Source organism: Aeromonas sp. 1805 (assembly GCF_013085525.1).
GTDB classification, from domain to species: Bacteria; Pseudomonadota; Gammaproteobacteria; order Enterobacterales; family Aeromonadaceae; genus Aeromonas; species Aeromonas hydrophila.
The window spans coordinates 2,510,549-2,535,451 of record NZ_CP038515.1 but is presented as its reverse complement, the minus strand read 5'-3'; the positions used below and the strand labels follow the sequence as shown (position 1 = coordinate 2,535,451).

Here is a 24,903-nt window from a genome sequence, read left to right as displayed (position 1 = left end):
CCGTCAGCGACGGGCATTTTTTATGGCTGACGAAGGGGCGCTCAGCGAATGCCGCGCGCCTCGCGGATCCACTCCCAGGCCTGCTGGATCTCCTGGGTCTTCTCCTTGGCCATCTCCATCATCTCCGGCGGCAAGCCCTTGGCGGCCAGCTTGTCCGGGTGATGCTTGCTCATCTCCTTGCGGTAGGCACGCTTGATCTCCTGATCGCTGTCGCTCTCGCTCACCCCCAGCAGCTGGTAGGCATCCTTGAGCCGATCACGGGAGGGGGCCTCCTGCCGGTACTGCTGCCCGCCGTGACCGCCATCCTGATACTGGCCACCGTGCGCCCGGTTGAAGAAGTTCATCTGCGCCTCGGCCATCGCCAGAATGCGGGCCAGCTCGATGCGGCTGAAGCCCAGCTCGTCGGCGATGGTGTGCAGGATGGCGCGCTCGTTGGCCTCGACCTTGCCATCGGCGAACGCGGCCTGCAGCTGCACCTCGAGGAAGAAGCGCAGGATATCGCGCTGGCCCTGGCTGGCACGGCGAAACTCGGCCAGGGTCTCCCGCAGCGGAAAGTCCGCCTCCTTGCCCTGGCGGAACGACTCCTGGGCGCGAGCCCGCTGCTCACCTGCCAGCCGCATCCGGTCCATCAGGTTGGAGGCGACCCGGATCTCCTGCTCGGTCACCTGGCCGCTCGCCTTGGCGATATGGCCCATGACGGCGAAGGTGGCGTGGAAGAAGACCGCCTGTTGCTGCTGGGTGGGTGCGCGGCGAAAATTCAAGCCCATGCCACGGTCGAAACGGTGGCCTATCCAGAGGCCAAGCAAGGCACCGAAGATGTTGCCGAGCAGAAAACCGAAGAAGGCGCCAAGCACCTTACCCCAAATACGCATGGTTCAAGACCTCGTGAAATTAATGAGTGCGTCCTTGCAACTGATCGTCCAGCGCCTGCAGCCGCGCCACCGTGCCGATGTCGCGCCACTCGCCGGCCAGCAGGCTGCCGCCCACCCGGCCCTGCGCCATCCACTCTCGCAGCAGAGGCGCCAGCTTGCGCGCTCCCGGCGTGAGTCCGGCAAAGGCGGCGGGATCATAGAGTCCGACTCCGCTGAAGGTCAGCGCCGGGCTATCGACCACCTTGCCCGCCTGCAGCGCAAAGTCCCCCGCCGGATGTTGCGGCGGGTTGGGCACCAGCCAGAGGTGGGCCAGATCCGTGCCCAGCGGCTGGGTCACCAGAGTGCGGTAGTCCAGATCGAGCCAGGTATCGCCGTTGATCACCAGAAACGGCTCAGCCCCCAGCAGCGACAGCGCCTGCACGATGCCGCCGGCGGTCTCCAGCGCGCTCTCCTCCGCCGACCATTGAATGTCGACGCCGAACTGACGGCCATCGCCGAGGGCCTCTACCAGCTTGTGGCCGAGCCAGGCGTGGTTGATGACCAGGTCGGTCACACCGGCATCCCTGAGCTTGTCGATATGGTGCACGATGAGCGGCTTGCCCCCCACCGCCAGCAGCGGCTTGGGCAGGCTGTCGGTGAGCGGACGCATCCGCTCGCCGCGACCGGCGGCCAGGATCATCGCCTTCATGACGTTACTCCGGTGCGGGCCAGCCCGGGCAGCACCACCTGCACCAGCCACTGGCCGAAGCGGGCCAGCACCGGGTAGGTCGCGCCATGGCTGTGGCAGACATCCACCACGTAGCCGAGGGTGCGGGGAATGTCCTTGAGGTAGCCGGACTTGCCATCGCGGTGGTAGAGGCGGGTGAAGATGCCCGCCGCCTTGAGGTGGCGCTGCATGCCGGTGAGATCAGCGGCGCGACGAAACGCGGCGTAATCGAGCTCGCCCAGCAGCCTGGCCTGCTGCAGGGTGTCGAACCCGAGCCGCATGCCCTGCTCGATCACCGTGTCCGGCCAGCGCACGTAGCAGTCTTTCAGCAGCGAGATCAGGTCATAGCTGAGCGGGCCTATGACCATGTCCTGGAAATCGATAACCGCCAGCCGGCTGTCGGCCGGGGTCTCGCCGCCGCACACCATCAGGTTGCGGCTGTGAAAATCCCGGTGCATCACCCCCTGCGGCTGGGCCAGGTTGTTCTCGGTGAGGCAGGCGAAGGTCTCAGCCAGCAACTGCTGCTCTTCATCGCTCAGGGTCAGTTGCAGATGGTGACCCAGCAGCCACTCGGGGAAAATGCTGTTCTCCCGCGCCATAAAGGCGGCATCAAAAGGCTCAAGGTCCAGTTCAACAGCGCCGAGACGGGGCAGCAGCGCGATGGCCTTGCCGTACCAGGCCAGCACGTTGTCTGCATTCAGGCAGCCGATAAGCTGGATGTCCCCCAGATCCGTCACCGCCAGCAGACCCTGCTCGTAGTCCACCGCCCGCACCTCGGGAGCCAGCAGGCCACCGGCGTTCAAGGCCGAGGCATTGCGGACAAACTCATGATTTTTTTCGGTTTTAGGATTGGCATCCACCCAGATCAGACCACCGCCACGGTGGTAGCGGCGAAAACTGGCGTCACCGGAAATGAGGGTCAACTGCAGGCTGGCATCACCGGAAATCCGGCGCGCCCAGTGCAACAAGAGGGAATCGCGATCGTGCATAAGTCGGGGACCAAATTGGAAAGCAGCACTTGGCTGTTAGCCCTGGCCGCAATAATGCTTTATCATTGCCGGCTAACATAAAGCAATGACATGCAATGTCAACTCGATGAATCCTGTCGTAAAATGCATGTCTTGAATCAGCCGTAGCTACCACGGATTGCGCGAGTCTTTCACATGACAAAACGGACACTGGGATACTCCTATCCCATCGCCCTGACCATCAGCCTTGTTCCAGCCCTGACCCCGGCCATCGTGCAGGCGGCGCCGCTGACGCCGCCGCCCGCCACCGGGATCCTGGACGGGCTCTGCTATGACTATGTCCCCAAGATTGAGAAGCTGGCGCCCGGCAAGGACGCCAACGCCCAACCCGTGGAAGTGGATGCCGATCGGCTCGAAGCCAAGCAGGGCGGCACCGCCGTCTACCAGGGTGACGTCAAGGTGCGCCAGGGCGTGCGCAAGTTCGATTCCGACTATGCCGAGCTCGATCAGAAGAGCCGGGACGTCATCGCCATCGGCAACATCTACTACAACGATGGCCAGATCACGGTCACCAGCGACAAGACCCTGAAATCCAACCTAGATACCAAGAACTCCGAGCTGGAAGAGGGCAAGTATCAGGTGCATGGCTCGCCGGTGCGCGGCTCAGCCGACCGGGTCACCATGACCAACAACAACCAGAACATCACCCTGGAAGGGGCCCAGTACACTACCTGCCCGCCGGGTCAGGAAGTGTGGACCCTGAAGGCGGGCAGCATCGACATCGATCAGACCGAGGTGTTCGGGGAGGCCTGGAACGCCAGTCTCTGGCTCTACGACTACCCGGTGTTCTACTTCCCGTACATCAACTTCCCGATCAAGGATGAACGCAAGACGGGCCTGCTCTACCCGGGTTATACCCAGAGCTCCAAGAACGGCATGGACATCACCCAGCCGTTCTACTGGAACATAGCCCCGAACTACGATGCCACCATCACCTCCCGCTTCATGGACAGACGGGGCCTGATGGAGCAGGTCGAGTTCCGCTACATGCCGGATCCGGCCCATGTCGGCAGCCTCTATTTCGAGAACCTGGCCAACGACAAGCAGTACGACGAGACGCCGAGTCTCAACGATTACCTCTCCGATGGTCATCGCTACCTGTTGAACGCCCGTCATACCTCCATGTTCATGGACAATGCGATGCGGGTCTCGGTGGACTACACCAAGGTGCGGGATCGGGATTACAACTACTTCAACGACTTCTCCCCCAAGGTGGGCACCCAGGTCGACAACCAGTTGCAGCAATCCCTGATGGCCGGTTACTTCCAGCCCAACTGGAACATCAACACCGAGGTACGCACATACCAGATCCTGCTGGCCAGCGCCCAGCAGCCCCACGAGCTGATGCCGCGCATCGACCACAACTATTACCAGCAAGGCAGCTGGTACGATCTCGCCTGGAACACCGAGATCACCAAGTTCGGTTACAACAATGCCCAGGCAATCGAGCAGAACAAGGGCGGCGCCTACACCGGCACCCGGGTCTACACGGCCCCGACCCTGACCATGCCGCTCATTGACGAGGCCGGTTACTACCTCGACAGCCAGTACAAGCTGATGTACACCCGTTACGATCAGGAAGTGCCGGACAACATGAGCCAAGCCTTCCGTGACAAATTTGATCCCAGCTCCAAAGGTGTTAACACAGGAACAGGCAAACAAGAAAACGTCACTCTGGACGAAGGGATCATCACCCGCACCCTGCCCTCCTTCCGTCTCAAGGGCGGCATGACCTTCGAGCGCAACCAGAACTGGTTCGGCGGCGATGCCAACCAGACCCTAGAGCCGGAGTTCCAGTACCTCTATGTGCCCTACAAGGATCAGGACAACATAGGTGTCTATGACTCCACCAATATGCGCCAGGACTACTACAGCCTGTTCAGCGATCGCCGCTACGCCGGTCTGGATCGCATCAGCGACTCCAACCGCCTGTCAGTCGGTGTCACCAGCCGGGTATATGATGAGGCTGGTGATGAACGAATTCGGCTAGCCGTTGCCCAAGCTTTCGATTTTGTTGCGCCCAGGGTCAAGCTCTATCCCAGCGATGCTCTGACCACCAATACCCGCTCTCCGCTCTCCTTCGAGGGGGATGCCAAGATCAACGAGCAGTGGTTTGCCCATGCCGGCGCGCAATATGATGTGGACCAGAGTCGCTTCAGCTCTGCCAACAGTGCCGTCGAGTATCGCCGCGAGAAGCTGATCAGCCAGCTGAACCATCGTTTCGTGCGCGATGCCAACCTTGTGCCGAACACCAATAACGAGGTCACCGACCTCAACCAGATCGGCCTGCTGTTGACCACACCGCTCAACGATCAGTGGCACCTGTACGGGGGTTACTATCAGGAGCTGAATCAGAGCGTGAAGTCTGACCGCAAGGTAGGTCTGAAGTACGACTCCTGCTGCTGGAGCATCAACTTCAACCTGGAGTGGGTCAATACGCCCAACAACGTGAACAATACGTCCACAGCCGAGCGCAGTTTCGGTATTCAGTTTGAAATGAAAGGATTGGGTAGCGTGGGTACCGGCACCAAGGGCACCTCCCTGGACACCGAAGCACTGCCTTACATTCGTCCGTTTAACCTGCGAGACCAATAAGCGGTCTGGCAAACGCCTTGAGAGATGGATATGAAGAAGACGTTGATTTCCCTGCTGACTGCAGGCCTGTTCGGAGCCATGAGCCAGGGTGCCTTCGCCGCCCCCGAACTGATGGACAAGGTGCTTGCCGTGGTCAACAAGGACGTGGTGCTGGCCAGCCAGCAGGAAGCCCTGGTGCAGAAGGTAAAGGCCTCTGCCCAGGAAAGCGGCCAGTCCCTGCCCGATGACGCCACCCTGCGCAAACAGGCGCTGGATCGGCTGATCCAGGAGAGCCTGCAACTGCAACTGGCGGATCGTCAGGGCCTCAAGATCAGCGATACCCAGCTGGAGCAGGCCATCCAGAGCATCGCCGCCGACAACAAGATGACCCTGGATCAGCTGCGGGCCCAGCTGGCCCGTGAAGGGCTGACCTATGCCCAGTATCGGGAAGAGGTGCGCCGCGAAATTCTGATGAACGAGGTACGCCGCAACCAGGTGCGCCGCCGCATCAACATCTCCGAGCAGGAGGTGAAGCAGGTGGTCGACATCCTCGCCAAGCAGGGTCAGCAACAGCAGCAATACCATGTCGGCCACATCCAGGTTGCCCTGCCGGACAACCCGAGCGCCGAGCAGCTCAACGCCGCCAAGAGCAAGATTGAACGCATCCTGGCCGCCCTCAAGCAGGGTGCCGACTTCCGCAAGATGGCCATTGCCGAGAGCAGCGGACCCAAGGCGCTGGAAGGGGGTGACTGGGGCTGGATGAGCCCGCAGGAGATGCCGACCCTGATGGCCGAGGCAGTGCAAGGCACCAAGAAGGGCGACATCGTCGGCCCGCTGCGTTCCGGTGCCGGCCTGCACATCATCAAGGTGTTCGACACCAAGGGCCAGCAGCAGGTCGTGCAGACCGAAGTGCGCGCTCGCCACATCCTGATCAAGCCCTCCATCATCCTGAGCGAAGAAAAAGCCAAGGGCATGCTGGACGGCATCCTGCACGACATCAAGAGCGGCCAGGCCAGCTTCGCCAGCCTGGCGGAGAAATACTCCGAGGATCCGGGCTCTGCAGTGCAGGGTGGCGAACTGGGCTGGTCTGATCCCAATGTCTATGTGCCGGAGTTCCGCGACATGGTCAACCGGCTGCAACCGGGCCAGATCAGCGAACCCTTCCGCACCACCCACGGCTGGCACATCGTCCAGCTGGAAGAGCGCCGCAGCCAGGATGCCACCAACAAGGCCCAGGAGCAGCGCGCCTATCAGCTGATCTACAACCGTCGCTTCACCGAAGAGTCCCAGGCCTGGCTGGACGAGCTGCGTGACGAGGCCTACATCCAGATCGAAGGCGCCGGCAGCTGATGAGTTGTCGTCGTCTCGCCATCACCCCGGGTGAACCGGCCGGGATCGGTCCGGATCTGGTGCTGCAGATTGCCCAGCAGGATTGGCCGCACCAGCTGGTGGTGATCGCCGATCCGGCGCTGCTGCGCGAGCGGGCCGCCCTGCTGGGGCTGCCCGTCGAGCTGCAACCCTATGATGCCGATCAGCCTGCCCGCCCGCAGCGGGCGGGCACTCTGACCGTCTGTCCGGTTCCCCTCGGCGCTGCCGTGGTGCCGGGCATGCTCGACGAGGGCAACGGCGCCTACGTGCTGGCCACCCTGCAGCGCGCCTGCGACGGCAACATGAGCGGCGAGTTTGCCGCCGTGGTGACCGGGCCGGTGCACAAGGGGATCATCAACCAGGCTGGCGTCTCGTTCAGCGGTCACACCGAGTTCTTTGCCCAGCAGTCGGGCACCGCCGACGTGGTGATGCTGCTGGCAACCGAGGGACTGCGGGTCGCGCTGGCGACCACCCACATTCCGCTGGCCTATGTGGCGATGGCCATCACCGAGGATCGGCTCGGCAAGGTGATCCGCATCCTGGATGAGGATCTCAAGAGCAAATTCGGCATCGCCAAGCCCCGCATTTACGTCTGCGGCCTCAACCCCCACGCCGGGGAAGGCGGCCATCTCGGCCGTGAAGAGATTGACGTGATCGAACCCGCCCTGGCAGGCCTTCGCCAGGAGGGGATCGATCTGGTCGGCCCGTTGCCGGCCGATACCCTGTTCCAGGACAAATACCTCAAGGATGCGGATGCGGTACTCGCCATGTACCACGACCAGGGGCTGCCCGTGCTCAAATACAAGGGCTTCGGCAGTTCGGTCAATATCACCCTTGGACTTCCTTTCATCCGCACTTCGGTGGATCACGGCACCGCACTGGATCTGGCAGGCAAGGGCCTCGCCGACTCGGGCAGCCTGATCACCGCGATCAACCACGCCATCAAGATGGTAGAGAAAAAAAGATATGAGCAGTAAGGTGCAGAGCAACAAGGTGCACATGGGCCACACCGCCCGTAAGCGTTTCGGTCAGAACTTCTTGCACGATCGCTACGTGATCGATCAGATCGTGGCCGCCATCAATCCGCAGCCGGGTCAGAATCTGGTGGAGATCGGCCCGGGTCTGGCCGCGCTGACCGAGCCGGTCGCCTCCCAGATGGACAAGATGACCGTGGTCGAGCTGGACCGGGATCTGGCCGCGCGCCTGCGCGAACACCCGACCCTCAAGGAGAAGCTGACCGTCATCGAGGCCGATGCCATGCGCTTCGACTTCGGCACCCTGATGGGGGAAGGCAAGGGGCCGCTGCGCATCTTCGGCAACCTGCCCTACAACATCTCCACCCCGCTCATCTTCCACCTGTGCGAGTTCGCCGACCGGGTAGAGGACATGCACTTCATGCTGCAAAAGGAAGTGGTGCTGCGTCTGGCCGCCGGCCCCGGCAGCAAGGCCTATGGCCGACTGAGCGTGATGACCCAGTACTACTGTCAGGTGGTGCCTGTGCTGGAAGTGGGCCCTGGCGCCTTCAAGCCGGCGCCAAAGGTGGATTCCGCCGTGGTGCGTCTGATCCCGCACAAGAACCCGACCATCGTCGCGAAAGACATTCGTTGCCTGAACCGGGTCTGTACCGAGGGTTTCGGCCAGCGTCGCAAGACCATTCGCAACAGCTTCTCCAACTTCATCACGGACGCCCAGCTGACCGAGCTTGGTATCGATGGCAACCTGCGCCCGGAGAACCTCTCCCTCGAGCAGTTCGTCATGATCGCCAACTGGCTGGCGGATCAGCAACAGGCCTGATCCCGTGGCCACTCCGCACATAGTCATCCGCCCATACCCCCGTTATGTGGCGGATTCCAAAGACCCTTACCAGTTCCACTATCTCATCGAGATCGAGAACCTGGGGCCGGGCCCGGCGCAGCTGCTGCACCGGCGCTGGCTCATCACCGATGCCAATGGCAAGATGCTGGAAGTCGAAGGCCCCGGCGTGGTCGGCGAGCAGCCGGTGATCGCAGAGGGAGAGACCTTCCGCTATCAGAGCGGCGTACCGCTGGCCACTCCGCTTGGGGTGATGGAAGGGAGTTATACCCTGCAAGACGAGTCGGGGCAGCAATTCGAGGCGCCCATCGCGCCCTTTACGCTGGCCGTCCCCCACATTATCAACTGAGGTTTCATGGCGAACTGTTTTGTTGGCGATATCCAGGGCTGTTACGACGACTTGCGCCGTCTGCTGGATCTGGCCGAGTTCGATCCCGCTAACGACGTGCTCTGGCTGTGCGGCGATCTGGTCGCCCGCGGCCCGGACTCGCTCAATACCCTGCGCTTCGTCAAGGGGCTGGGCAACCGGGCCGTCACCGTACTTGGCAACCACGATCTGCACCTGCTGGCGGTCGCCGATGGCGTCGCCCCGCTCAAGAAGAAAGACAAGCTGCAGGAGCTGATGGAGGCACTGGACCGGGACGAACTGCTGGAGTGGCTGCGCCACCGTCCACTGCTGGCGGAGCACCCCGACCTGCCCATCATGATGGTGCATGCCGGTATCTCCCCGGCGTGGGACGCCCGCACCGCCCGCAACTGCGCCCGCGAGGTGGAAAGCCTGCTGCGTGGCGATCAGTACCAGTGGCTGCTGCACAACATGTATGGCGATCAGCCGGATGGCTGGCAGGACGATCTGGTCGGGATCGAACGCTACCGCTACATCATCAACACCTTCACCCGGATGCGCTTCTGCTATTTCGACGGCCGGCTCGACTTCAAATGCAAGAAGGGCCCCAAGGAGTCGACCCCGGGCCTGCGCCCCTGGTTCGAGCAGCGCGAGCACCATGTGGATGACCCCATCCTGGTGTTCGGCCACTGGGCGGCCCTGATGGGCAACACCGGCAAGCAGGACATCAAGGCGCTGGACACCGGCTGTGTCTGGGGCAACAGCCTCACCCTGTGGCGCTATGAAGATGATGCCCTGATCGCCACCCCCTGTCCCACTTACGCCAAGTGACGATAAGGGGGCTGTGTCTGAGCAATCAGTGTCTCACCCTGCGGCGCTATGAAGATGACGCCCTGATCGCCACCCCCTGTACCACTTACGCCAAGTGACGATAAGAGGCTGGGTCTGAGTGATCAGCACCTCACTATAAAGATGATGCCTTGATAACTCTTCTGTCCCACCCACACCAAGCAGGTGGCGCAGGTGGCAGGCAATAAAACAAAACGGGCCCGGCATTGCCGGGCCCGTTTTTTATGGTGCATCGCTCACCCTAGAGCTTGCGCCCCAACCGCTTCTCGATCTGTTGCCGCTCCCACTCGGGCCCGAACAGCTTGAACGGCTGGAACAGGTTGATGGCATGGGAGATCAATCCCAGCCCCCAGCCCAGCGCCGGCCACCAGGCCCAGATATAGCCCGGGTTGCTCAGGTAGTTGATGACAAACAGCCCGCAAATCACCAGCAGGTAGCTGGCGATGTGATAATAGAAGCCCTTGAGCCCCTCCACATAACGCATGGCGGCCCGCTCCTCTACCGATACCCGTATCTCATCCCGTTCCATCGTGTCACTCCCTCTCATCTCGTGCTCCTGTTGGCTTGTACCGTCAAGTTGCGCCACCTCGAGCTCAAAGACGGCGGCCAGGGCCTTGAGGGATTCCAGTCCGGGCTGCTGGCCCTGCTCGATCCGCTGTATGGTGCGAACGCTCAGGCCGGTAAAGGCGGCCAACTGCTCCTGTGACCAGCCCCGCTGCAATCTCAACTTCCTGACGATCATCTCGAACTCCTTGTGGTTGATTGACGGGGCCAGCATAGGGGCCGGCGGGTGCCATGGGCCACGACAGCGCCCTGACACCAACCTGACTTTCCTTTGGATTCAGTGCATTAGATAAAAGAGCGTGCTCAAAAACTCAGCCTTCCCTCCCCCCTTTCGATCACCTGACAGCAGGGCGACAGAGGCGGCGCTTTGTGCAAGATAGCGCCTTGGTATCGGGCAGGCGAGCTTATAGCGCCTGCATCAACTCGGCGGCAATCTCGAAAGAGCGCAGACGAGCCTGATGATCGACGATGGGACCGTTGAACATCAGCTCGTCGGCCCGGGTTTCCGCCAGCAGCGCCTTGAGGCCGTGACGTATCTGGTCCGGATTGCCCACCAGCGAACGGGCCAGGGTCTGCTCCATGGCCAGCAGCTCGTGCTCCGACCACTCCTCCCCCAGCTCGATGACGGGGGCCGGCAGCTTGCCTGCGTTGCCGCGATGCAGGCGCAGGAACTGCTGCTGCAGGGTGGTGAACTGGAAGCGCGCCTCCCGCTCGCTGTCGGCGGCGATCATGTTGATGCAGACCACCGCATGGGGCTTGGGCCAGCGGGCGGAGGGGCGATACTGGGCGCGGTAGATCTCCAGCGCCTGCAGCAGCATGGCGGGGGCGAAGTGGGAGGCAAAGCCGAACGGCAGACCCATGGCCGCCGCCAGCTGGGCGCTGTAGAGACTGGAACCCAGCAGCCAGATGGGCAGATGCAGCCCCTGCCCCGGTACCGCCTGCACCGCCCCCACCTCGTCGCCAAAGTAATCCATCAACTCGCGCACATCGGCCGGGAAGTCATCCACCTCACCGCTGCGCTGGCGTCTGAGCGCCCGCATGGTGCGCTGATCGGTGCCCGGCGCACGGCCAAGCCCCAGATCGATGCGATCCGGATAGAGCGAAGCCAGGGTGCCGAACTGCTCGGCGATGACCAGCGGCGAGTGGTTCGGCAGCATGATGCCGCCGGCACCGATGCGCAGGGTATTGGTACCGCCGGCCAGATGACCGATCAGCACCGAGGTGGCGGCGCTGGCGATGCCCGGCATGTTGTGGTGCTCGGCCAGCCAGTAGCGGCAATAGCCCAGGCGTTCGGCATGACGGGCCAGGTCCAGCGAGCGGCGAAACGACTCGGCCGGCTGGGAGCCTTCGGCCACGGGCACCAGATCGAGTACGGAATAGGGGATGGCAGACATGGGTCACTCCATTGATTCACAGACCAGTAACAAGTGGGGCAATGTAGCACGGGATACCTGAATGAATCACGTGATCAGCCGGCAAAATTGGCCAGAGCGAGCACCGAGAGCTCCGGCAGGCGCCGTTTCCGTCAGCCACATCCCGATATCCATGAATGGGTTATTGTGTTTTCTGTCATCCTGTTGGCACACTGCAAGCTGATCGTCTCTGCAATCGCCCGTGTGACAAGGATGTGTCCATGACAACTGCCAGGCCAGGTCGTAAACCCTTCTACGTGCATATCGCCACCCTCTTCATCCTGCTGTTCACCCTGCTCGGCAGTGCCCTCATCGCCTTGCAGTTCCAGCAAGGGGCGCGCCAGGGACTGGAGCACGAGCGACAGAACTTCCTGCAGTATCGCCAGCAGCTGGCCCTCGCCCTGCAACTGAACGAGCGACCGGCCCGCATGTCGCTCAGCCTGTTGCGCAGCGGCCAGCTGGCCGCCATGACGACGTTGACCGAACGCCTGGCCTACCTGCCGCAACTGGCGGAGGTGCTGGCCAACAGCCCCAGCTATGGGGCCGTCTATGCCGGCTACGAAGATGGCGACTTCTTTCTGGTACGCAAGCTGACCGAGCGGGCCAGAGCCCAGCTGGGGGGCGTACCGACCGCCAGTACCCTGCTGGTGCAGAGCCTCAGCCAGGGCAAGGGGGAGTTTCTCTATTTCGATCAACGGCTGACCCTGCTCGAGCGCCGCCCCATGCCGAACTACCGCTACGATCCCCGCAGCCGCGACTGGTACAAGCAGGCCCGCTGGCGCGCGGGGATCGCCACCACCAGTCCCTATCTCTTCTTCACCACCAAGGAGCCAGGCATGACGCTGGCGGTGGAGAGCGACGATCGGCGCGCCGTGATCGGACTCGACACCAGTGTCGAGGGGCTGTCGGCCCTGATCGGCAAGCTGCAGTTGCCCGCCCAGAGCCAGGTGATCCTGTTCGATGAATACGCCACCCTGCTGGCTGCCGACCCCAGGCACCTGCCCAGCTTCGAGCAACTGAGCCAGCTGCCCATGCTGGCGACCCTGCCTCACCCGGCCCTGCCGGATCTGCAGCAGCGTATCATCAGCCAGCCCACCCTGCTGAGCGAGCCGGCGGAGCTCAACCTGACCGCCGCCGATGGCAGTGACTGGCTGGTCAACCTCGCCCCCCTCGGGACCGACTCCCCCTTCCATATCGCCCTGCTGGTCTCGGCCGACCTGCTCTATCAGCAGGCCCGGGACGAAGCCTTGGTCAACCTGGGCTGGGCACTGGCGGGCCTGCTGTTGCTGCTGCCGGTGATCTGGCTGGTCTCGCGGCGTACCGCCACCCCGCTGCTGGCGCTCACCAAGGAGGCGGAGCGGATCCAGCACTTCGATTTTGGCGAGAGCCGGGTCCCCGAGTCGGCCATCCGCGAGATCGACGATCTGGCCCGCACCATGTCCGGCATGCGGCTGACCCTAGGCAACTTCATGAACATGGGGCGGGCACTGGCGGCCGAACACCGCTTCGACTCCCTGCTCAGCCGCATCCTGCATGAGACCATCGCCGCGGTGCAGGCCGAAGGCGGGTGCCTCTATCTCTCCCAGGAGCGGGGCATGGTGGCGGTACAGGCGCTGTGGCACCAAGCTCCGCTGCCGGCCGGACAGATCCGCTGGCAGCAGGCCCTGTTTGGCGAGCTGGCCCGGGGCGAGCGGCTCAGCCTCGCCATCGACCAGAGTGGCTGGCAGCAGTATCTGGCCGACTGGGGCCCCTTCCCCGGCCCCTGCCAGCTGGTGGCCGAGCCGCTGCGCAACCATCGCCAGGAGCTGAGCGGCTGCCTGCTGCTGATCCTGCCTGACTGCCCGGCCCGCGAGCTGGCCTCGCGCATCAGCCTGATCGAGGCGCTGGCGGGCACCTCGGCCTCCGCCATCGAGAACCAGCGCCTGCTGGAGGAACAGAAACAGCTGCTGGAATCCTTCATCGAGCTGATGGCTGGCGCGATCGACGCCAAGAGCCCCTACACCGGCGGCCACTGCCAGCGGGTGCCGGAGCTGACCCGGATGCTGACCGAAGCTGCCTGCGCCCAGCAGCAGGGGCCGTTCGCCGAGTTTCGGCTCAACGAGGAGGAGTGGGAGGCCATCCATATCGCCAGCTGGCTGCACGACTGTGGCAAGGTGACCACCCCCGAGTTCGTGGTGGACAAGGCCACCAAGCTGGAGACCCTCTACGACCGGATCCACGAGATCCGCACCCGCTTCGAGGTGCTCAAACGCGACGGCTATATCGAAGCGCTGGCGGCCCGCCTGCCGGCATCGGAGCGGGAAGCGGCCAGGAGCGAGGTGGCCCCTCTCTGGAGCACCCTGGATCAGGAGTTCGCCTTCGTCGCCGAGTGCAACCTGGGCGGTGAGTGGATGGCGCCAGAGAAGCTGGCCAGGCTGGATGCCATCGCCAGCCGCACCTGGCTGCGCACCCTGGACGATCGGCTCGGCATCAGCCGGGAGGAGCTCAAGCTGCGCCAGAACGAGCCGGCCGCGCCGCAGCCCTGCGTCGAACCCCTGCTGGCGGACAAGGCCGCCCACCTCATCCCCCGCCCCGTTCACGATCAGCTGGACGAGCGCAACCCCTGGGGCTTCAAGGTGCGAGTGCCCACTCACCTCTACAACCGTGGCGAGCGCTACAACCTCGCCATCGGCCGCGGCACCCTCACCGAGGAGGAGCGCTACAAGATCAACGAGCACATCATCCAGACTATCCGCATGCTCGAACGCCTCCCCTTCCCCCGCCATCTGCGCAGCGTGCCCGAGATTGCCGGCGGCCACCACGAGCGGATGGACGGCAAGGGCTATCCGCGCCAGCTGCTGGGCAGCCAGATGAGCATCCCCGCCCGCATCATGGCCATCGCCGACATCTTCGAGGCGCTGACCGCCAGCGATCGCCCCTACAAATCGGGCAAGACGGTCTCCCAGTCGCTGGCCATCATGCAGAGCATGGTGCGCGAGCAGCACATCGATCCCGCCCTGTTTGCTCTGTTTGTCAGCAGCGGCATCTGGCACGACTATGCCGAGCGCTTCCTCGCCCCCGAGCAGCTGGATCCGGTGGATGAAACCGCCCTGCTGGCCGCACTGGCCTAGGGCGGGTCATATTTTCTTACATTTGCGGGCTGGCCTGAGCGCCCCCGGCTGGTTATAACGGTGCCCCTATAGCGAAGGGGGAGCAATAGACTCCCCCTCACTCTTTGTCACACCACACTGTTCAGGTTATCTATGTCAAAACATCTCATTGTGCTGGGCGCGCTGACGCTGTCCGGCTGCTCCTTGCTGTCTCCCCCCGCCCCCACCGTCACCCCGGTGCACCTGGCCGATGCCAGCCAGCGCGGCTTCTACATCGAGTGCAGCAGCATGACGGCCTGCTTCCAGCAGGCCAACCAGACCTGCCCGCAGGGCTACAAGGAGACCGATCGCCGCCAGCAGACGCTCTACAGCACCCAGTATCTGGGGGGCAGCTACGACGAAGACAAGAAGGTCTACAAGGCGGCCAAGCCCTATCGCGTCGCCAACACGGTCCACTCCCTGACCATCCAGTGTCCGGTCGATATGGGCATCACGCCGCGCTGATCCGCACCTCGCGGCCGGCACGGGAGATCCAGGCCGGCCCTTCTCTTGTCTCACCGAGAACGAGCCTCTTATGTCACCCAGAATATGGCTGCTGGGCAGCATCTTGCTGTCCGGCTGCGCCCTGCTGCCGGCGTCCGCCACCGTCAGGGAACTTCCCTCCGCCAATCCCGCCCAGCAACGCTTCCAGATCGAGTGCGGCGCGCCAGAGGAGTGCCAGCAACAGGCACTCTTGAGCTGCCCCCACGGCTATCAGGAAGTCGCTCGAAGCAAGCGCACCATCACCACTCACCAGATGAGCATGGGGGTCGCCGATCCGGTGACGGGATTTAGCCCGGGCTTCCCCCAGACCAGCACCTTCACCACCCACATGCTGCTGGTACAGTGCCCCCGCACACCGGCACAACCACATCCGCTTGGACTCTGACGAAAAAGGGCCCGCAGGCCCTTTTTCCGTTGTCACCGCCACTCAGCCCGTCGCCTCGGCGTGCTGGCGGGCCAGCTCGTCACTCATCAGCTCCCGCATCCTGAATTTTTGCAGCTTGCCGGTCACCGTCATGGGGTACTCCTCCACAAACCGGATGTATCTGGGCACCTTGAAATAGGCGATGCGGGCCGCCAGGAACTGTTTCAGCTCCTCCTCGCTGGCCTCCTGGCGGGGCCTGAGCTTGACCCAGGCGCACACCTCTTCGCCATAGCGCTCACTGTCGACCCCGAACACCGCCGCATCCTGCACCGCCGGATGATCGTACAGACGCTCTTCGATCTCGCGCGGATAGATGTTCTCGCCACCGCGGATGATCAGCTCCTTGCTGCGCCCGACGATCCGCACATAGCCCTCTTCATCCATGATGCCGATGTCCCCCGAGTGCAGCCACCCCTCCTGGTCGATGGTCTCCGCCGTCTTGACCGGATCCTGCCAGTACCCCTGCATCACTCCGTTGCTGCGACAGCAGATCTCGCCCCGCTCGCCGATGGCGACTATCTCTCCGCTGGGGTCGACCAGCTTGATCTCGGTGTGGCCGATGGCGCGGCCGACCGTGGTGACCCGCTTGTCCAGCGGCGCATCGATGGCGGTCATGTGATTGATGGGGCTGCACTCGGTCTGGCCGTAGGCGATGGTCACCTCGGTCATGTGCATCAGGGTCTGCACCTTGCGCATCAAGGGCTCGGGGCAGATGGCACCGGCCATGATGCCGGTGCGCAGGGAGGAGAGATCGAACTGGTCAAACTCCGCCAGCTCCAGCTCGGCGATGAACATGGTCGGCACCCCGTGCAGGGCGGTGCAGCGCTCCTCGCTCACCATCCGCAGGGTGGCCGCCGGATCGAAGGCTTCGGCCGGAAACAGGGCGCAGGCCCCCACGCTGATGCTGGCCAGGTTGCCGAGCACCATGCCGAAACAGTGGTAGAGCGGCACCGGGATGCAGAGCCGGTCCTGCTCGCTGAACGCCATGCCTTGCGCCACCTGGCGACCGTTGTTGAGGATGTTGCTGTGGCTGAGGGTTGCCCCCTTGGGGTTGCCCGTGGTGCCAGAGGTGAACTGGATGTTGATGGCGTCATCGGGTTTGAGGGTGGCCGCCACCCGGGCCAGCCAGGCCGGCTCCTGCTGGTCGCCCAGTGCCAGCACCTCGGGGAAGTTGAGCATGCCGGCGCTTTGTTCCTCCCCGAGCCGGATCACCATCTCCAGGCTCGGCAGCCGGGATGATGCAAGGTGGCCAGGTGGGCAGTGCTCTAGTTCTGGCGCCAACTCCCCCAGCATGGCGAGGTAGTCGCAACCCTTGAACGCACTGGCACAGATGAGGGCGCGACAGCCCACGTTGTTGATGGCAAAGACCAGCTCGTAACTGCGGTAGGCGGGGTTGATGCAGACCATGATGGCCCCGATGCGGGCCGTGGCAAATTGCACCAGGCACCACTCGATGTTGTTCGGCGACCAGATGCCGACCCGCTCCCCCGGCCGGATCCCGAGCGCCAGCAGGCCCAGCGCCAACCTGTCTATCTGGGTCAGGTATTCACGGTAGTTCCAGCGGATCTGCTGGTGGCGCACCACCACTGCGGGCCGGTCGGGGAAACGTTCCGCCACCTGTTGCAGGTAGGCGCCTATGGTCTGGTGAAGCAGCGGCTGATCGCAGGGACCGGCCCGGTAGCTGAGCAGTGAGGTCATGGGGTGACTCCTGGCCACATAGGTTTGGACGTGCCTACTGCTCGGCTGGCGTGTTTTTGCAGCCTGTTACATTAATGTAAAAACAAGACCTGTAAAAGACTCACTTTGGTCTAATGTCGGCCATAAAAAACGGCCAACCGAAGTTGACCGTGTGACAAGGTGCGAGCCGGCTCAGAACAGCAGGTGGGCCACCCCGGCGATGACCGGCAGAGTGATCAGGGTACGCAGCAGGAAGATCACGAACAGCTCCCACAACTTGACCGGGATCTTGCTGCCCAGCAGCAGGGCGCCCACTTCCGACATGTAGATGAGCTGGGTGACCGACATGGCGGCGATCACGAAGCGGGTGATGTCGCTCTCGATGGTGGAAGCCAGCACCGCGGGGATGAACATGTCGGCGAAGCCCACCATGATGGTCTTGGAGGCCGCTTCCGCCTCCGGCAGTTGCAGCAGCTCCAGCAAGGGCACGAAGGGGGCTCCCAGCCAGTTGAAGATGGAGGTGTGCTCGGCCAGCATCAGGGCGCAGGTGCCGATGGCCATCACCACCGGCAGCACGCCGAAGATCATGTCCAGCGCGTTCTTCACCCCTTCCCGCGCCACAGCCCCCATGTCGGTCATGCCCTCGGCCTTGGTCAGGGCCCGCTCATAGCCGTAGCTCAGCACGCTGTGCTGGTGCGGCACCGACTCCTGCTTGCGGCACAGGGGAGTTCCGTCGCTGTAGACATCCTTCTTCCAGCAGAGCGGCGGCAGACGGGGCACCACGATGGCGGCCACCACCCCGGCCAGACAGACGGTCAGGTAGAAGGGCACGAACATGTGCTCCAGCCGAACCTGGGAGATCACCACCAGGCAGAAGGTGATGGAGACGGCGGAGAAGGTGGTGCCGATGACGGCCGCTTCCCGCTGGGTGTAGAACTTGCCTTCGTACTGTTTGCTGGTCAGCAGGATGCCGACGCTGCCATCCCCCAGCCAGGAGGCGAAACAGTCCACCGCGGAGCGACCGGGCAGACGGAACACCGGGCGCATGATGCGGGTCATCATGGTGCCGACAAACTCCAGCAGACCGAAATCGAGCAGCAAGGGCAGCAGCAGGCCGGCGAAGATGAAGACGGAGAACAGCACCGGCAGCAGATCGTGCAGCACCAGGCCGCCGGTCGCATCGGAGCGCAGGGCTGCCGGGCCCGCCTCGAAGAAAGTCAGCAGCACGAAGATGCCGCCCAGCACCCGCACGCAGGCCCAGAAGGGGGAGACGTTGAACAGGCTGTTGAGGAAGGGGCGTCTGACCAGGATCGCCGGCTTGAACAGCCAGGCTACCAGCGTCATCAGCATGGTGGTGGTGATGATGGCGCTGACCATGGCCACCAGATAATCGGCGAACACCGTCTGTACCAGCTTCGCCAGCACGGCCACAGGGATGGTGACGTTTCCGTCATAAATGACGGGGGTCATGAACAGCAGGATCCCGATGAGTGACGGGACCAGGAACATCAGCACGTTGCGGCGGGTATTGAGCGCAGGTGCTTGCAGAGTCTTTTCCAGCATGGTCTACAGCCTTAATGTTACTTTTCCTTAGCCAGGCAAACCTGCATATCCATGCTCTCGCCCGGCAAAACGGGCGCAAGAATACCCCAATAAAATGCACAAACAAGCTTTTAATGGATCATTTCAAGCATAAATATTTATACAGGCAAACCTTCCATAAGAATGCACGCAAGCAGATACGCATATCAATTCATTGCAATTGGTTAGCATATTGTTTCAGCAAGGTTACATTCAGGTGCGCAGTATAATCAGTTGCGGTTGGCAGGCAATAAGTGACATGAGAAATATATCTATATGGTGATCCGGTCGATCCCCATAAAAAAACCGGAGCCTGGGAAGGCTCCGGTTTCTCAGCACCGGGTGGCGGCGCCATGACCGCGCACGGGATGCGGGTCAGTCACGCACGTAGATGACTTCCACGCCATCATCGTCTTCGTCGTCCCACTCGTCGTCGTCCAGCGATTCATCAAACGCCTTGGAGGCGGCCAGCGCATCGGCTTCAGCCTTGGCCAGCTGGTTCTTGTGGTAGTCGTCCCACTTGAACTCCACCTTCTCGATGGCGTCTTTGGCATCTTCCGCCAGCTGACGGGGCATGGTGTCCAGCAGGTCCAGGATGTCGTAGCAGACCTTCTTGGTCCCTTCCTTGCTGATGGCGGTGATGGCGTAGACAGGGCCTTCATGATTGAGGGCGGTCTTGACGCGATCCATCACTTCCTGCGCCTCTTCTTCCAGGATCAGGTCCATCTTGTTGAACACCAGCCAGCGCGGCTTGCTCGCCAGCTCAGGGCTGTATTTTTCCAGCTCCCGGACGATGGTCACCGCATTCTCGGCCGGATCAGAACCATCGACCGGGCAGATGTCCACCAGATGGATCAGCACGCGGCAGCGCTCGAGGTGCTTGAGGAAGCGGATACCGAGGCCAGCGCCTTCGGCGGCGCCTTCGATCAGACCGGGAATGTCGGCGATGACGAAGGAGCGGGAGTTCTCACCACGCACCACACCCAGGTTCGGAACCAGGGTGGTGAAGGGGTAGTCGGCCACTTTCGGACGGGCCGCGGAGACGGCGCGGATGAAGGTGGACTTGCCGGCGTTGGGCAGACCCAGCATGCCGACGTCGGCCAGCAGCAACAGCTCCAGCTTCAGGGTGCGTACTTCACCCGGGGTACCGTTGCTCTTCTGGCGCGGTGCCCGGTTGACGGAGCTCTTGAAACGGGTGTTGCCCAGACCGTGGAAGCCGCCCTTGGCGACCAGCAGTTTCTGCTCGTGGTGGGTCAGGTCACCCAGCAGTTCGCCGGTGTCTTCATCGCTGGCGCGGGTGCCGACCGGTACGCGCAGGATCCTGTCCTTGCCGCGACGGCCGGTACAATTGGCGCTCTGGCCATTCTCGCCACGTTCGGCGGCGTGAAAACGCTCGAAACGGTAGTCGATCAGGGTGTTCAGGTTTTCATCGGCAACCAGATATACGTCGCCACCGTCACCGCCGTCACCGCCGTCCGGGCCGCCGTTTGGAATGTACTTCTCACGGCGAAAGCTCACACAACCGTTACCACCGTCACCGGCATCGACTCGAATCTGGACTTCATCAACAAACTTCATAGGTAACCGTCACCTTAATTCGAAAAACCGATACGCAATTATAGTGGTACAGACCCCTGCGGGCGATACGCATCTTGCCAAGCATGCCCTTTCAGAGCCAGGGTCAGCTGCGTGCCGTTTTTTCGTAAACTGCTGCAGAAAAACAAAAGCCCCGCCTGTTGGCGGGGCTTCGGATCCTTGCGGTCCGTAATTACTCAGCAACGATGCTAACGTACTTACGGTTCAGCGGACCTTTAACTTCGAACAGGATTTTACCAGTCGCAGTAGCGAACAGGGTGTGATCCTTGCCCAGACCAACGTTGGTACCGGCGTGGAACTTGGTGCCACGCTGACGAACGATGATGCTGCCAGCCAGAACTGTTTCGCCGCCGAAACGCTTCACGCCCAGGCGTTTAGCTTCTGAATCGCGGCCGTTGCGGGATGAACCGCCAGCTTTTTTGTGTGCCATCTATCGTACTCCTCTAATTAAGCGCTGATGCCAGTGATTTTGACTTCAGTGAACCACTGACGGTGGCCCGCTTGCTTACGGTGGTGCTTACGACGACGGAACTTGACGATAGTCACTTTCTCGCCACGGCCGTGAGCCACAACTTCAGCTACAACCTTGCCACCTTCAACGAAAGGAGCACCTACTTTAAAAGTGTCGCCTGCAGCAACCATCAGCACTTCGTTGAAGTCGATGGTAGCGCCAGTCTCAACGTTCAGCTTTTCCAGACGAACGATTTGACCTTCGGCCACACGGTGTTGTTTTCCGCCGCTTTGGAATACCGCGTACATTTGATTAACTCCGTAAAGGCGTGTCTTTTGCTCAAGGCCAGACACGCGCAAAAACCTATAACAATGGGCCGGCATTCTACGCAAATCGATTTGCTCAGGCAAGGCCAATTTAGCAAAAAGTTTATTTTGTGCGCATATCTGCCGCCGTGAACAAACGCTTAACTGTAACCCATTGTGAAATCGTGTAGAATCCCCGCCATTGCTAAAATCGCAGTCATCACTGCCGTCACGTTACGAGACTTATGGACCAACAGACTATCCGTGCGCTCTGTGCCGCCGACATGACGGCGGTCAATGAACTGATCCTGGCGAGACTCCAGTCCGATGTCAGCCTGATCAACCAGCTGGGTTTCTATATTGTCAGTGCAGGCGGGAAACGGATGCGCCCCATGCTGACCGTCATGGCCGCCCGCTCACTGGGATACGAAGGTGAAGATCACCTGAAACTGGCTGCCATCATCGAATTCATTCATACCTCCACCCTGCTGCACGACGACGTGGTCGACGAATCCGACCTGCGTCGCGGCCGGGAAACCGCCAACGCCCTGTTCGGCAATGCCGCCAGCGTGCTGGTGGGCGACTACCTCTACAGCCGCTCCTTCCAGATGATGAGCGAGCTCTCCAACCTGCGGGTGATGGAGATCCTCTCCGATGCCACCAATACCATCGCCGAAGGGGAAGTGTTGCAGCTGATGAACTGCAACGATCCGGATACCACCGAAGAGAGCTACATGACGGTCATCTACTGCAAGACCGCCAAGCTGTTCGAGGCGGCCACCCGACTCGCTGCCGTGCTGACCCATCAGCCCGCGCCCGTCGAGCAGGCCATGACCGACTATGGCAAGTATCTGGGCACCGCCTTCCAGATCATTGACGACGTGATGGACTACTGCTCCCAGAGCGACGAGATGGGCAAGAACGTCGGCGATGATCTGGCCGAAGGCAAGCCGACCCTGCCGCTGCTGCGGGCCATGGAAGTGGGTAGCCCGGATGAGCGCCAGCTGGTGCGCGATGCCATCGAGCACCGCAACGGCATGGAACACCTCGACCGGATCCTGGCCATCCTCGACCGTACCGGCGCCCTGGAATACTCCCGCATGCGGGCTCGGGAAGAGGCCGACAAAGCCATCGCGGCCCTCGCCATCCTGCCGGACTCTCAGCACAAACAGGCATTGGCAACACTGGCCCACATGGCGGTGCAGCGCAGCGCCTGATGCCAGTCGGAGCACAATAAAAAAGAGGCCCTTTGGCCTCTTTTTTATTGTCCGGCAAACACAGTCTGGCTCACTCAGCTCCATCCTCTAACGCGCCAGCACCCACAGAATCACGGCCCCGGCCACCACCAGACAGCCGCCGATGCGGCGCAGCTGCTCGGTGGGCTGCTCGCTCAGCAGCCGCAGCATCTGTTGCCAGGCGCGCGGCATCAGCAGCGGTCCCAGCCCCTCGAACAGCAACAGCAAGCCCAGCCCCATCAAGATGGATGTCAGCATCACCTCTCCTCTCAACCACCAGGTCCACAAGCTGCCGGAGCACCGGCAAGCCCCCGACCGGCAAACAAAAGGGCCTGAATCATCAGGCCCTTGGGTGTTATTGCGACTCGCTTACTGCTTGCTGCCGTGCGGCGACTTGAGGTAGCGGAAGAACTCGCTGTCCGGCTTGAGGACCATCAGGTCATTGCCACCGGCAAAGCTCTTGCGATAGGCCTCCATGCTGCGCACGAAGCTGAAAAACTCGGGGTCTTTCTTGTAGCTGTCGGCATAGATCTTGGCGGCCTCGGCATCCCCTTCACCACGCAGCTGACGGGCGTTACTCTCGGCGTCGGCGATCATCACGGTCACCTTGCGGTCGATGTCGGCGCGCAGGATCTCGGCCTGCTCGCGGCCCTGGGAGCGATGCTCGCGGGCTACCGCAGTCCGCTCGGCACGCATCCGCTGATAGATGGAGCTGGAGACTTCCACCGGCAGGTTGATCTGCTTGATGCGCACATCTACCACCTTGATGCCGAGCTCGGAGGAGCGCGCCATCTTCATCAGGGCATCTTCCATCACGGTGCTGCGCTCACCGGAGACGATGTCCTTGATGGTGCGGTTACCGATCTCGGAACGCAGACCGTTGTTGATCTTGCGCTTGAGCAGGTCTTCGGCCTGGATCTTGTTGCCACCACCGGTCGCCAGGTAGTACTTGGAGAAGTCCTCGATCTTCCACTTCACGTAGGAGTCGATGATGAGGTCTTTCTTCTCCGAGGTAACGAAGCGATCCGCCTGGCCTTCCAGGGTCTGGATGCGGGCATCCATCTTGCGTACCTGGTCGATGAGCGGCACCTTGAAGTGCAGGCCCGGCTCGTACAGGCGCGGCTCACCGGAGTCGACCCGCTTCACCTTGCCGAACTGCACGACGATGCCCTTCTGGCCTTCATCGACGATGAAGACCGACGAGAAGCAGACCATGGCGGCCACAGCGATGACACCAATAGCTATCTTTTTCATCTATTAGTTTCTCCCTGAGCTGAAACGGTCGCCGCTACGCAGCGGAGTCGGAGTGGAGTTGGCCCCTTCGTTGGACGGCGGGGTCTGTTCCACCACAGGCGCACCTGCCGGACGAGCCGGTTGCACTGCGGTCGCCTTGCCGGAAAGCTTGTCGAGCGGCAGATAGATCATGCTGTTGTTGCCAGCCGGCATGTCGACCACCACCTTGTTGGCCTGCTGATACAGCTCCTCCATGGTCTCCAGGTAGATACGATCACGGGTCAGCTCGGGCGCAGCCTGATACTGGGGCAGCAACTCGTTGAAGCGAGCGACTTCACCCTTGGCCTTCAGCACGATCTGGGACTTGTAGGCTTCGGCCTCCTGCTCCAGACGCTTGACCTGGCCACGGGCCTTCGGCTCCACTTCACGGGCATAGGCTTCGGCTTCACGAATGAAGCGCTGTTCATCTTCCTGGGCGGAGATGGCGTCATCGAAGGCGTCTTTCACCTCTTCCGGCGGACGTGCCGGCAGGAAGTTGACGTCGACGATCTGCAGACCCATGTGATACGGCTCGATGATGCTGTCGATCACCTGCCAGGTCTCCTGGCGCACCTTCTCACGACCTGTGGTCAGCACGTCGTCCATCCGGGTGTGGCCCACCACGTAACGCAGGGCGCTGTCGGTGGCCTGGCTCAGACTCTCGTCGGCATTGGTCACGCTGAACAGATACTGCTCCGGGTCGACCACGCGATACTGCACGTCCATCTCGACCCGCACCACGTTCTCGTCCTGGGTCAGCATGAAGCCGGAAGCCGGCAGGGAGCGGACCGATTCCACGTCCACCGGGATCACCCGGTCGATGAAGGTCGGCTTCCAGCGCAGGCCGGGATCCACGTTGTGGGAGTATTCGCCAAAGCGCAGCACCACGCCCCGCTCGGCTTCACGAATGGTATAGAAGCCGCTGACGACCCACACCACTACCGCCACTACCAGGGCGATGGAGAGGCCAAACTTGCCTACATCGCCACCACCAGACTTGCCGCCACCGAGCAGACCACCAAAACGGCGGCTCACCTTGCGCAGCATCTCGTCCAAATCAGGGGGTCCCTGATTCTTGCCGTTGTTCCCCCAGGGGTCACGGTCTTTGCCGTTGTTACCAGGCTCATTCCAAGCCATCAGCGTCTCCATTAATACATGCGGATGGATATCATCTCTATCGGGCCATCAACCGTTGATGA

23 protein-coding genes are annotated in these 24,903 nt (G+C 62.1%); 10 read left to right on the top strand and 13 right to left on the bottom strand.

Features of this window, described 5'->3' with window-relative positions; all coding sequences use genetic code 11:
• Positions 1-41 precede the first annotated feature (41 nt).
• The 3 genes from djlA to E5E96_RS11985 are packed head-to-tail and all read right to left on the bottom strand — an operon-like array spanning position 42 to position 2,567.
• Positions 42-872 (bottom strand): co-chaperone DjlA, encoded by an 831-nt coding sequence (djlA, locus tag E5E96_RS11995; protein WP_011704885.1) that lies wholly within the window; start codon positions 870-872, stop codon positions 42-44.
• A 19-nt stretch (positions 873-891) separates the two neighbouring features.
• Positions 892-1,560, bottom strand: a complete 669-nt coding sequence (gene murU, locus E5E96_RS11990; RefSeq protein ID WP_171282225.1) for an N-acetylmuramate alpha-1-phosphate uridylyltransferase MurU — start codon at positions 1,558-1,560, stop codon at positions 892-894.
• Positions 1,557-2,567: an aminoglycoside phosphotransferase family protein gene (locus E5E96_RS11985; protein ID WP_171282224.1), complete on the bottom strand. Its 1,011-nt coding sequence runs from the start codon at positions 2,565-2,567 to the stop codon at positions 1,557-1,559. The genes murU and E5E96_RS11985 overlap by 4 nt, the downstream gene beginning before the upstream one ends.
• Before the next feature lie 174 nt (positions 2,568-2,741).
• Here E5E96_RS11985 and lptD point away from each other — a divergent pair, with 174 nt between their 5' ends.
• The 6 genes from lptD to E5E96_RS11955 are packed head-to-tail and all read left to right on the top strand — an operon-like array spanning position 2,742 to position 9,537.
• Entirely contained in the window at positions 2,742-5,201 is a 2,460-nt protein-coding gene (gene lptD / locus E5E96_RS11980; protein ID WP_171282223.1) for an LPS assembly protein LptD, read from the top strand.
• A gap of 30 nt (positions 5,202-5,231) precedes the next feature.
• Positions 5,232-6,530: a peptidylprolyl isomerase SurA gene (surA, locus tag E5E96_RS11975; protein WP_171282222.1), complete on the top strand. Its 1,299-nt coding sequence runs from the start codon at positions 5,232-5,234 to the stop codon at positions 6,528-6,530.
• Positions 6,530-7,525 (top strand): 4-hydroxythreonine-4-phosphate dehydrogenase PdxA, encoded by a 996-nt coding sequence (pdxA, locus tag E5E96_RS11970; protein ID WP_171282221.1) that lies wholly within the window; start codon positions 6,530-6,532, stop codon positions 7,523-7,525. The genes surA and pdxA overlap by 1 nt, the downstream gene beginning before the upstream one ends.
• A complete protein-coding gene (gene rsmA / locus E5E96_RS11965) occupies positions 7,515-8,342 on the top strand; it encodes a 16S rRNA (adenine(1518)-N(6)/adenine(1519)-N(6))-dimethyltransferase RsmA (RefSeq protein ID WP_016349619.1) in 828 nt (275 codons plus the stop codon). Before pdxA ends, rsmA begins: the two co-directional genes overlap by 11 nt.
• Positions 8,343-8,346: 4 nt before the next feature.
• Positions 8,347-8,709, top strand: a complete 363-nt coding sequence (gene apaG, locus E5E96_RS11960) for a Co2+/Mg2+ efflux protein ApaG (RefSeq protein ID WP_016349618.1) — start codon at positions 8,347-8,349, stop codon at positions 8,707-8,709.
• Positions 8,710-8,715: 6 nt separating this feature from the next.
• A complete protein-coding gene (locus E5E96_RS11955) occupies positions 8,716-9,537 on the top strand; it encodes a symmetrical bis(5'-nucleosyl)-tetraphosphatase (protein ID WP_171282220.1) in 822 nt (273 codons plus the stop codon).
• Positions 9,538-9,796: 259 nt separating this feature from the next.
• Here E5E96_RS11955 and E5E96_RS11950 read toward each other — a convergent pair whose 3' ends face one another.
• Both E5E96_RS11950 and E5E96_RS11945 read right to left on the bottom strand, forming a co-directional pair.
• Positions 9,797-10,297 (bottom strand): 2TM domain-containing protein, encoded by a 501-nt coding sequence (locus E5E96_RS11950; RefSeq protein WP_017410311.1) that lies wholly within the window; start codon positions 10,295-10,297, stop codon positions 9,797-9,799.
• Positions 10,298-10,523: 226 nt separating this feature from the next.
• The gene (locus tag E5E96_RS11945) at positions 10,524-11,513 is read right to left on the bottom strand and encodes a luciferase-like monooxygenase (RefSeq protein WP_171282219.1); all 990 of its coding nucleotides are present in this window, start codon (positions 11,511-11,513) and stop codon (positions 10,524-10,526) included.
• Between the two features lie 155 nt (positions 11,514-11,668).
• Between E5E96_RS11945 and E5E96_RS11940 the strand changes: the two genes are divergently transcribed.
• The 3 genes from E5E96_RS11940 to E5E96_RS11930 all read left to right on the top strand — a co-directional run bounded on the left by E5E96_RS11940 (position 11,669) and on the right by E5E96_RS11930 (position 15,548).
• Positions 11,669-14,641 carry an HD domain-containing phosphohydrolase gene (locus E5E96_RS11940; protein ID WP_171282218.1) on the top strand — a complete coding sequence of 991 codons (2,973 nt, stop codon included), beginning with the start codon at positions 11,669-11,671 and terminating at the stop codon, positions 14,639-14,641.
• 132 nt (positions 14,642-14,773) lie between these two features.
• Complete coding sequence (locus E5E96_RS11935; RefSeq protein ID WP_024944334.1) at positions 14,774-15,124, top strand: hypothetical protein; 351 nt, start codon at positions 14,774-14,776, stop codon at positions 15,122-15,124.
• A gap of 70 nt (positions 15,125-15,194) precedes the next feature.
• A complete protein-coding gene (locus tag E5E96_RS11930; protein WP_171282217.1) occupies positions 15,195-15,548 on the top strand; it encodes a hypothetical protein in 354 nt (117 codons plus the stop codon).
• A gap of 42 nt (positions 15,549-15,590) precedes the next feature.
• On the opposite strand, the gene E5E96_RS11925 is transcribed toward E5E96_RS11930, so the two are convergent.
• The 5 genes from E5E96_RS11925 to rplU form a co-directional block, all read right to left on the bottom strand.
• A complete protein-coding gene (locus E5E96_RS11925) occupies positions 15,591-17,285 on the bottom strand; it encodes an AMP-binding protein (protein WP_171282216.1) in 1,695 nt (564 codons plus the stop codon).
• A gap of 171 nt (positions 17,286-17,456) precedes the next feature.
• A complete protein-coding gene (locus E5E96_RS11920; protein WP_016349611.1) occupies positions 17,457-18,827 on the bottom strand; it encodes a YjiH family protein in 1,371 nt (456 codons plus the stop codon).
• A gap of 393 nt (positions 18,828-19,220) precedes the next feature.
• A complete protein-coding gene (gene cgtA, locus E5E96_RS11915; RefSeq protein ID WP_011704870.1) occupies positions 19,221-20,423 on the bottom strand; it encodes an Obg family GTPase CgtA in 1,203 nt (400 codons plus the stop codon).
• Between the two features lie 190 nt (positions 20,424-20,613).
• On the bottom strand, positions 20,614-20,871 hold the full coding sequence (rpmA, locus tag E5E96_RS11910; protein WP_005339028.1) for a 50S ribosomal protein L27: 258 nt from the start codon (positions 20,869-20,871) through the stop codon (positions 20,614-20,616).
• Positions 20,872-20,888: 17 nt separating this feature from the next.
• Positions 20,889-21,200, bottom strand: a complete 312-nt coding sequence (gene rplU, locus E5E96_RS11905; protein WP_005304210.1) for a 50S ribosomal protein L21 — start codon at positions 21,198-21,200, stop codon at positions 20,889-20,891.
• A 242-nt stretch (positions 21,201-21,442) separates the two neighbouring features.
• On the opposite strand from rplU, the gene ispB reads away from it, so the two are divergent.
• A complete protein-coding gene (gene ispB, locus E5E96_RS11900) occupies positions 21,443-22,414 on the top strand; it encodes an octaprenyl diphosphate synthase (RefSeq protein WP_171282215.1) in 972 nt (323 codons plus the stop codon).
• An 87-nt stretch (positions 22,415-22,501) separates the two neighbouring features.
• Here the strand turns inward: ispB and E5E96_RS11895 are convergent, their stop codons facing one another.
• The 3 genes from E5E96_RS11895 to hflK form a co-directional block, all read right to left on the bottom strand.
• A complete protein-coding gene (locus tag E5E96_RS11895) occupies positions 22,502-22,690 on the bottom strand; it encodes a DUF2065 family protein (protein WP_158197920.1) in 189 nt (62 codons plus the stop codon).
• Positions 22,691-22,801: 111 nt separating this feature from the next.
• On the bottom strand, positions 22,802-23,686 hold the full coding sequence (gene hflC, locus E5E96_RS11890; protein ID WP_011704867.1) for a protease modulator HflC: 885 nt from the start codon (positions 23,684-23,686) through the stop codon (positions 22,802-22,804).
• A 3-nt stretch (positions 23,687-23,689) separates the two neighbouring features.
• Positions 23,690-24,841, bottom strand: coding sequence for an FtsH protease activity modulator HflK (gene hflK, locus E5E96_RS11885; RefSeq protein ID WP_016349609.1), 1,152 nt, complete (start codon positions 24,839-24,841; stop codon positions 23,690-23,692).
• Positions 24,842-24,903 lie beyond the last annotated feature (62 nt).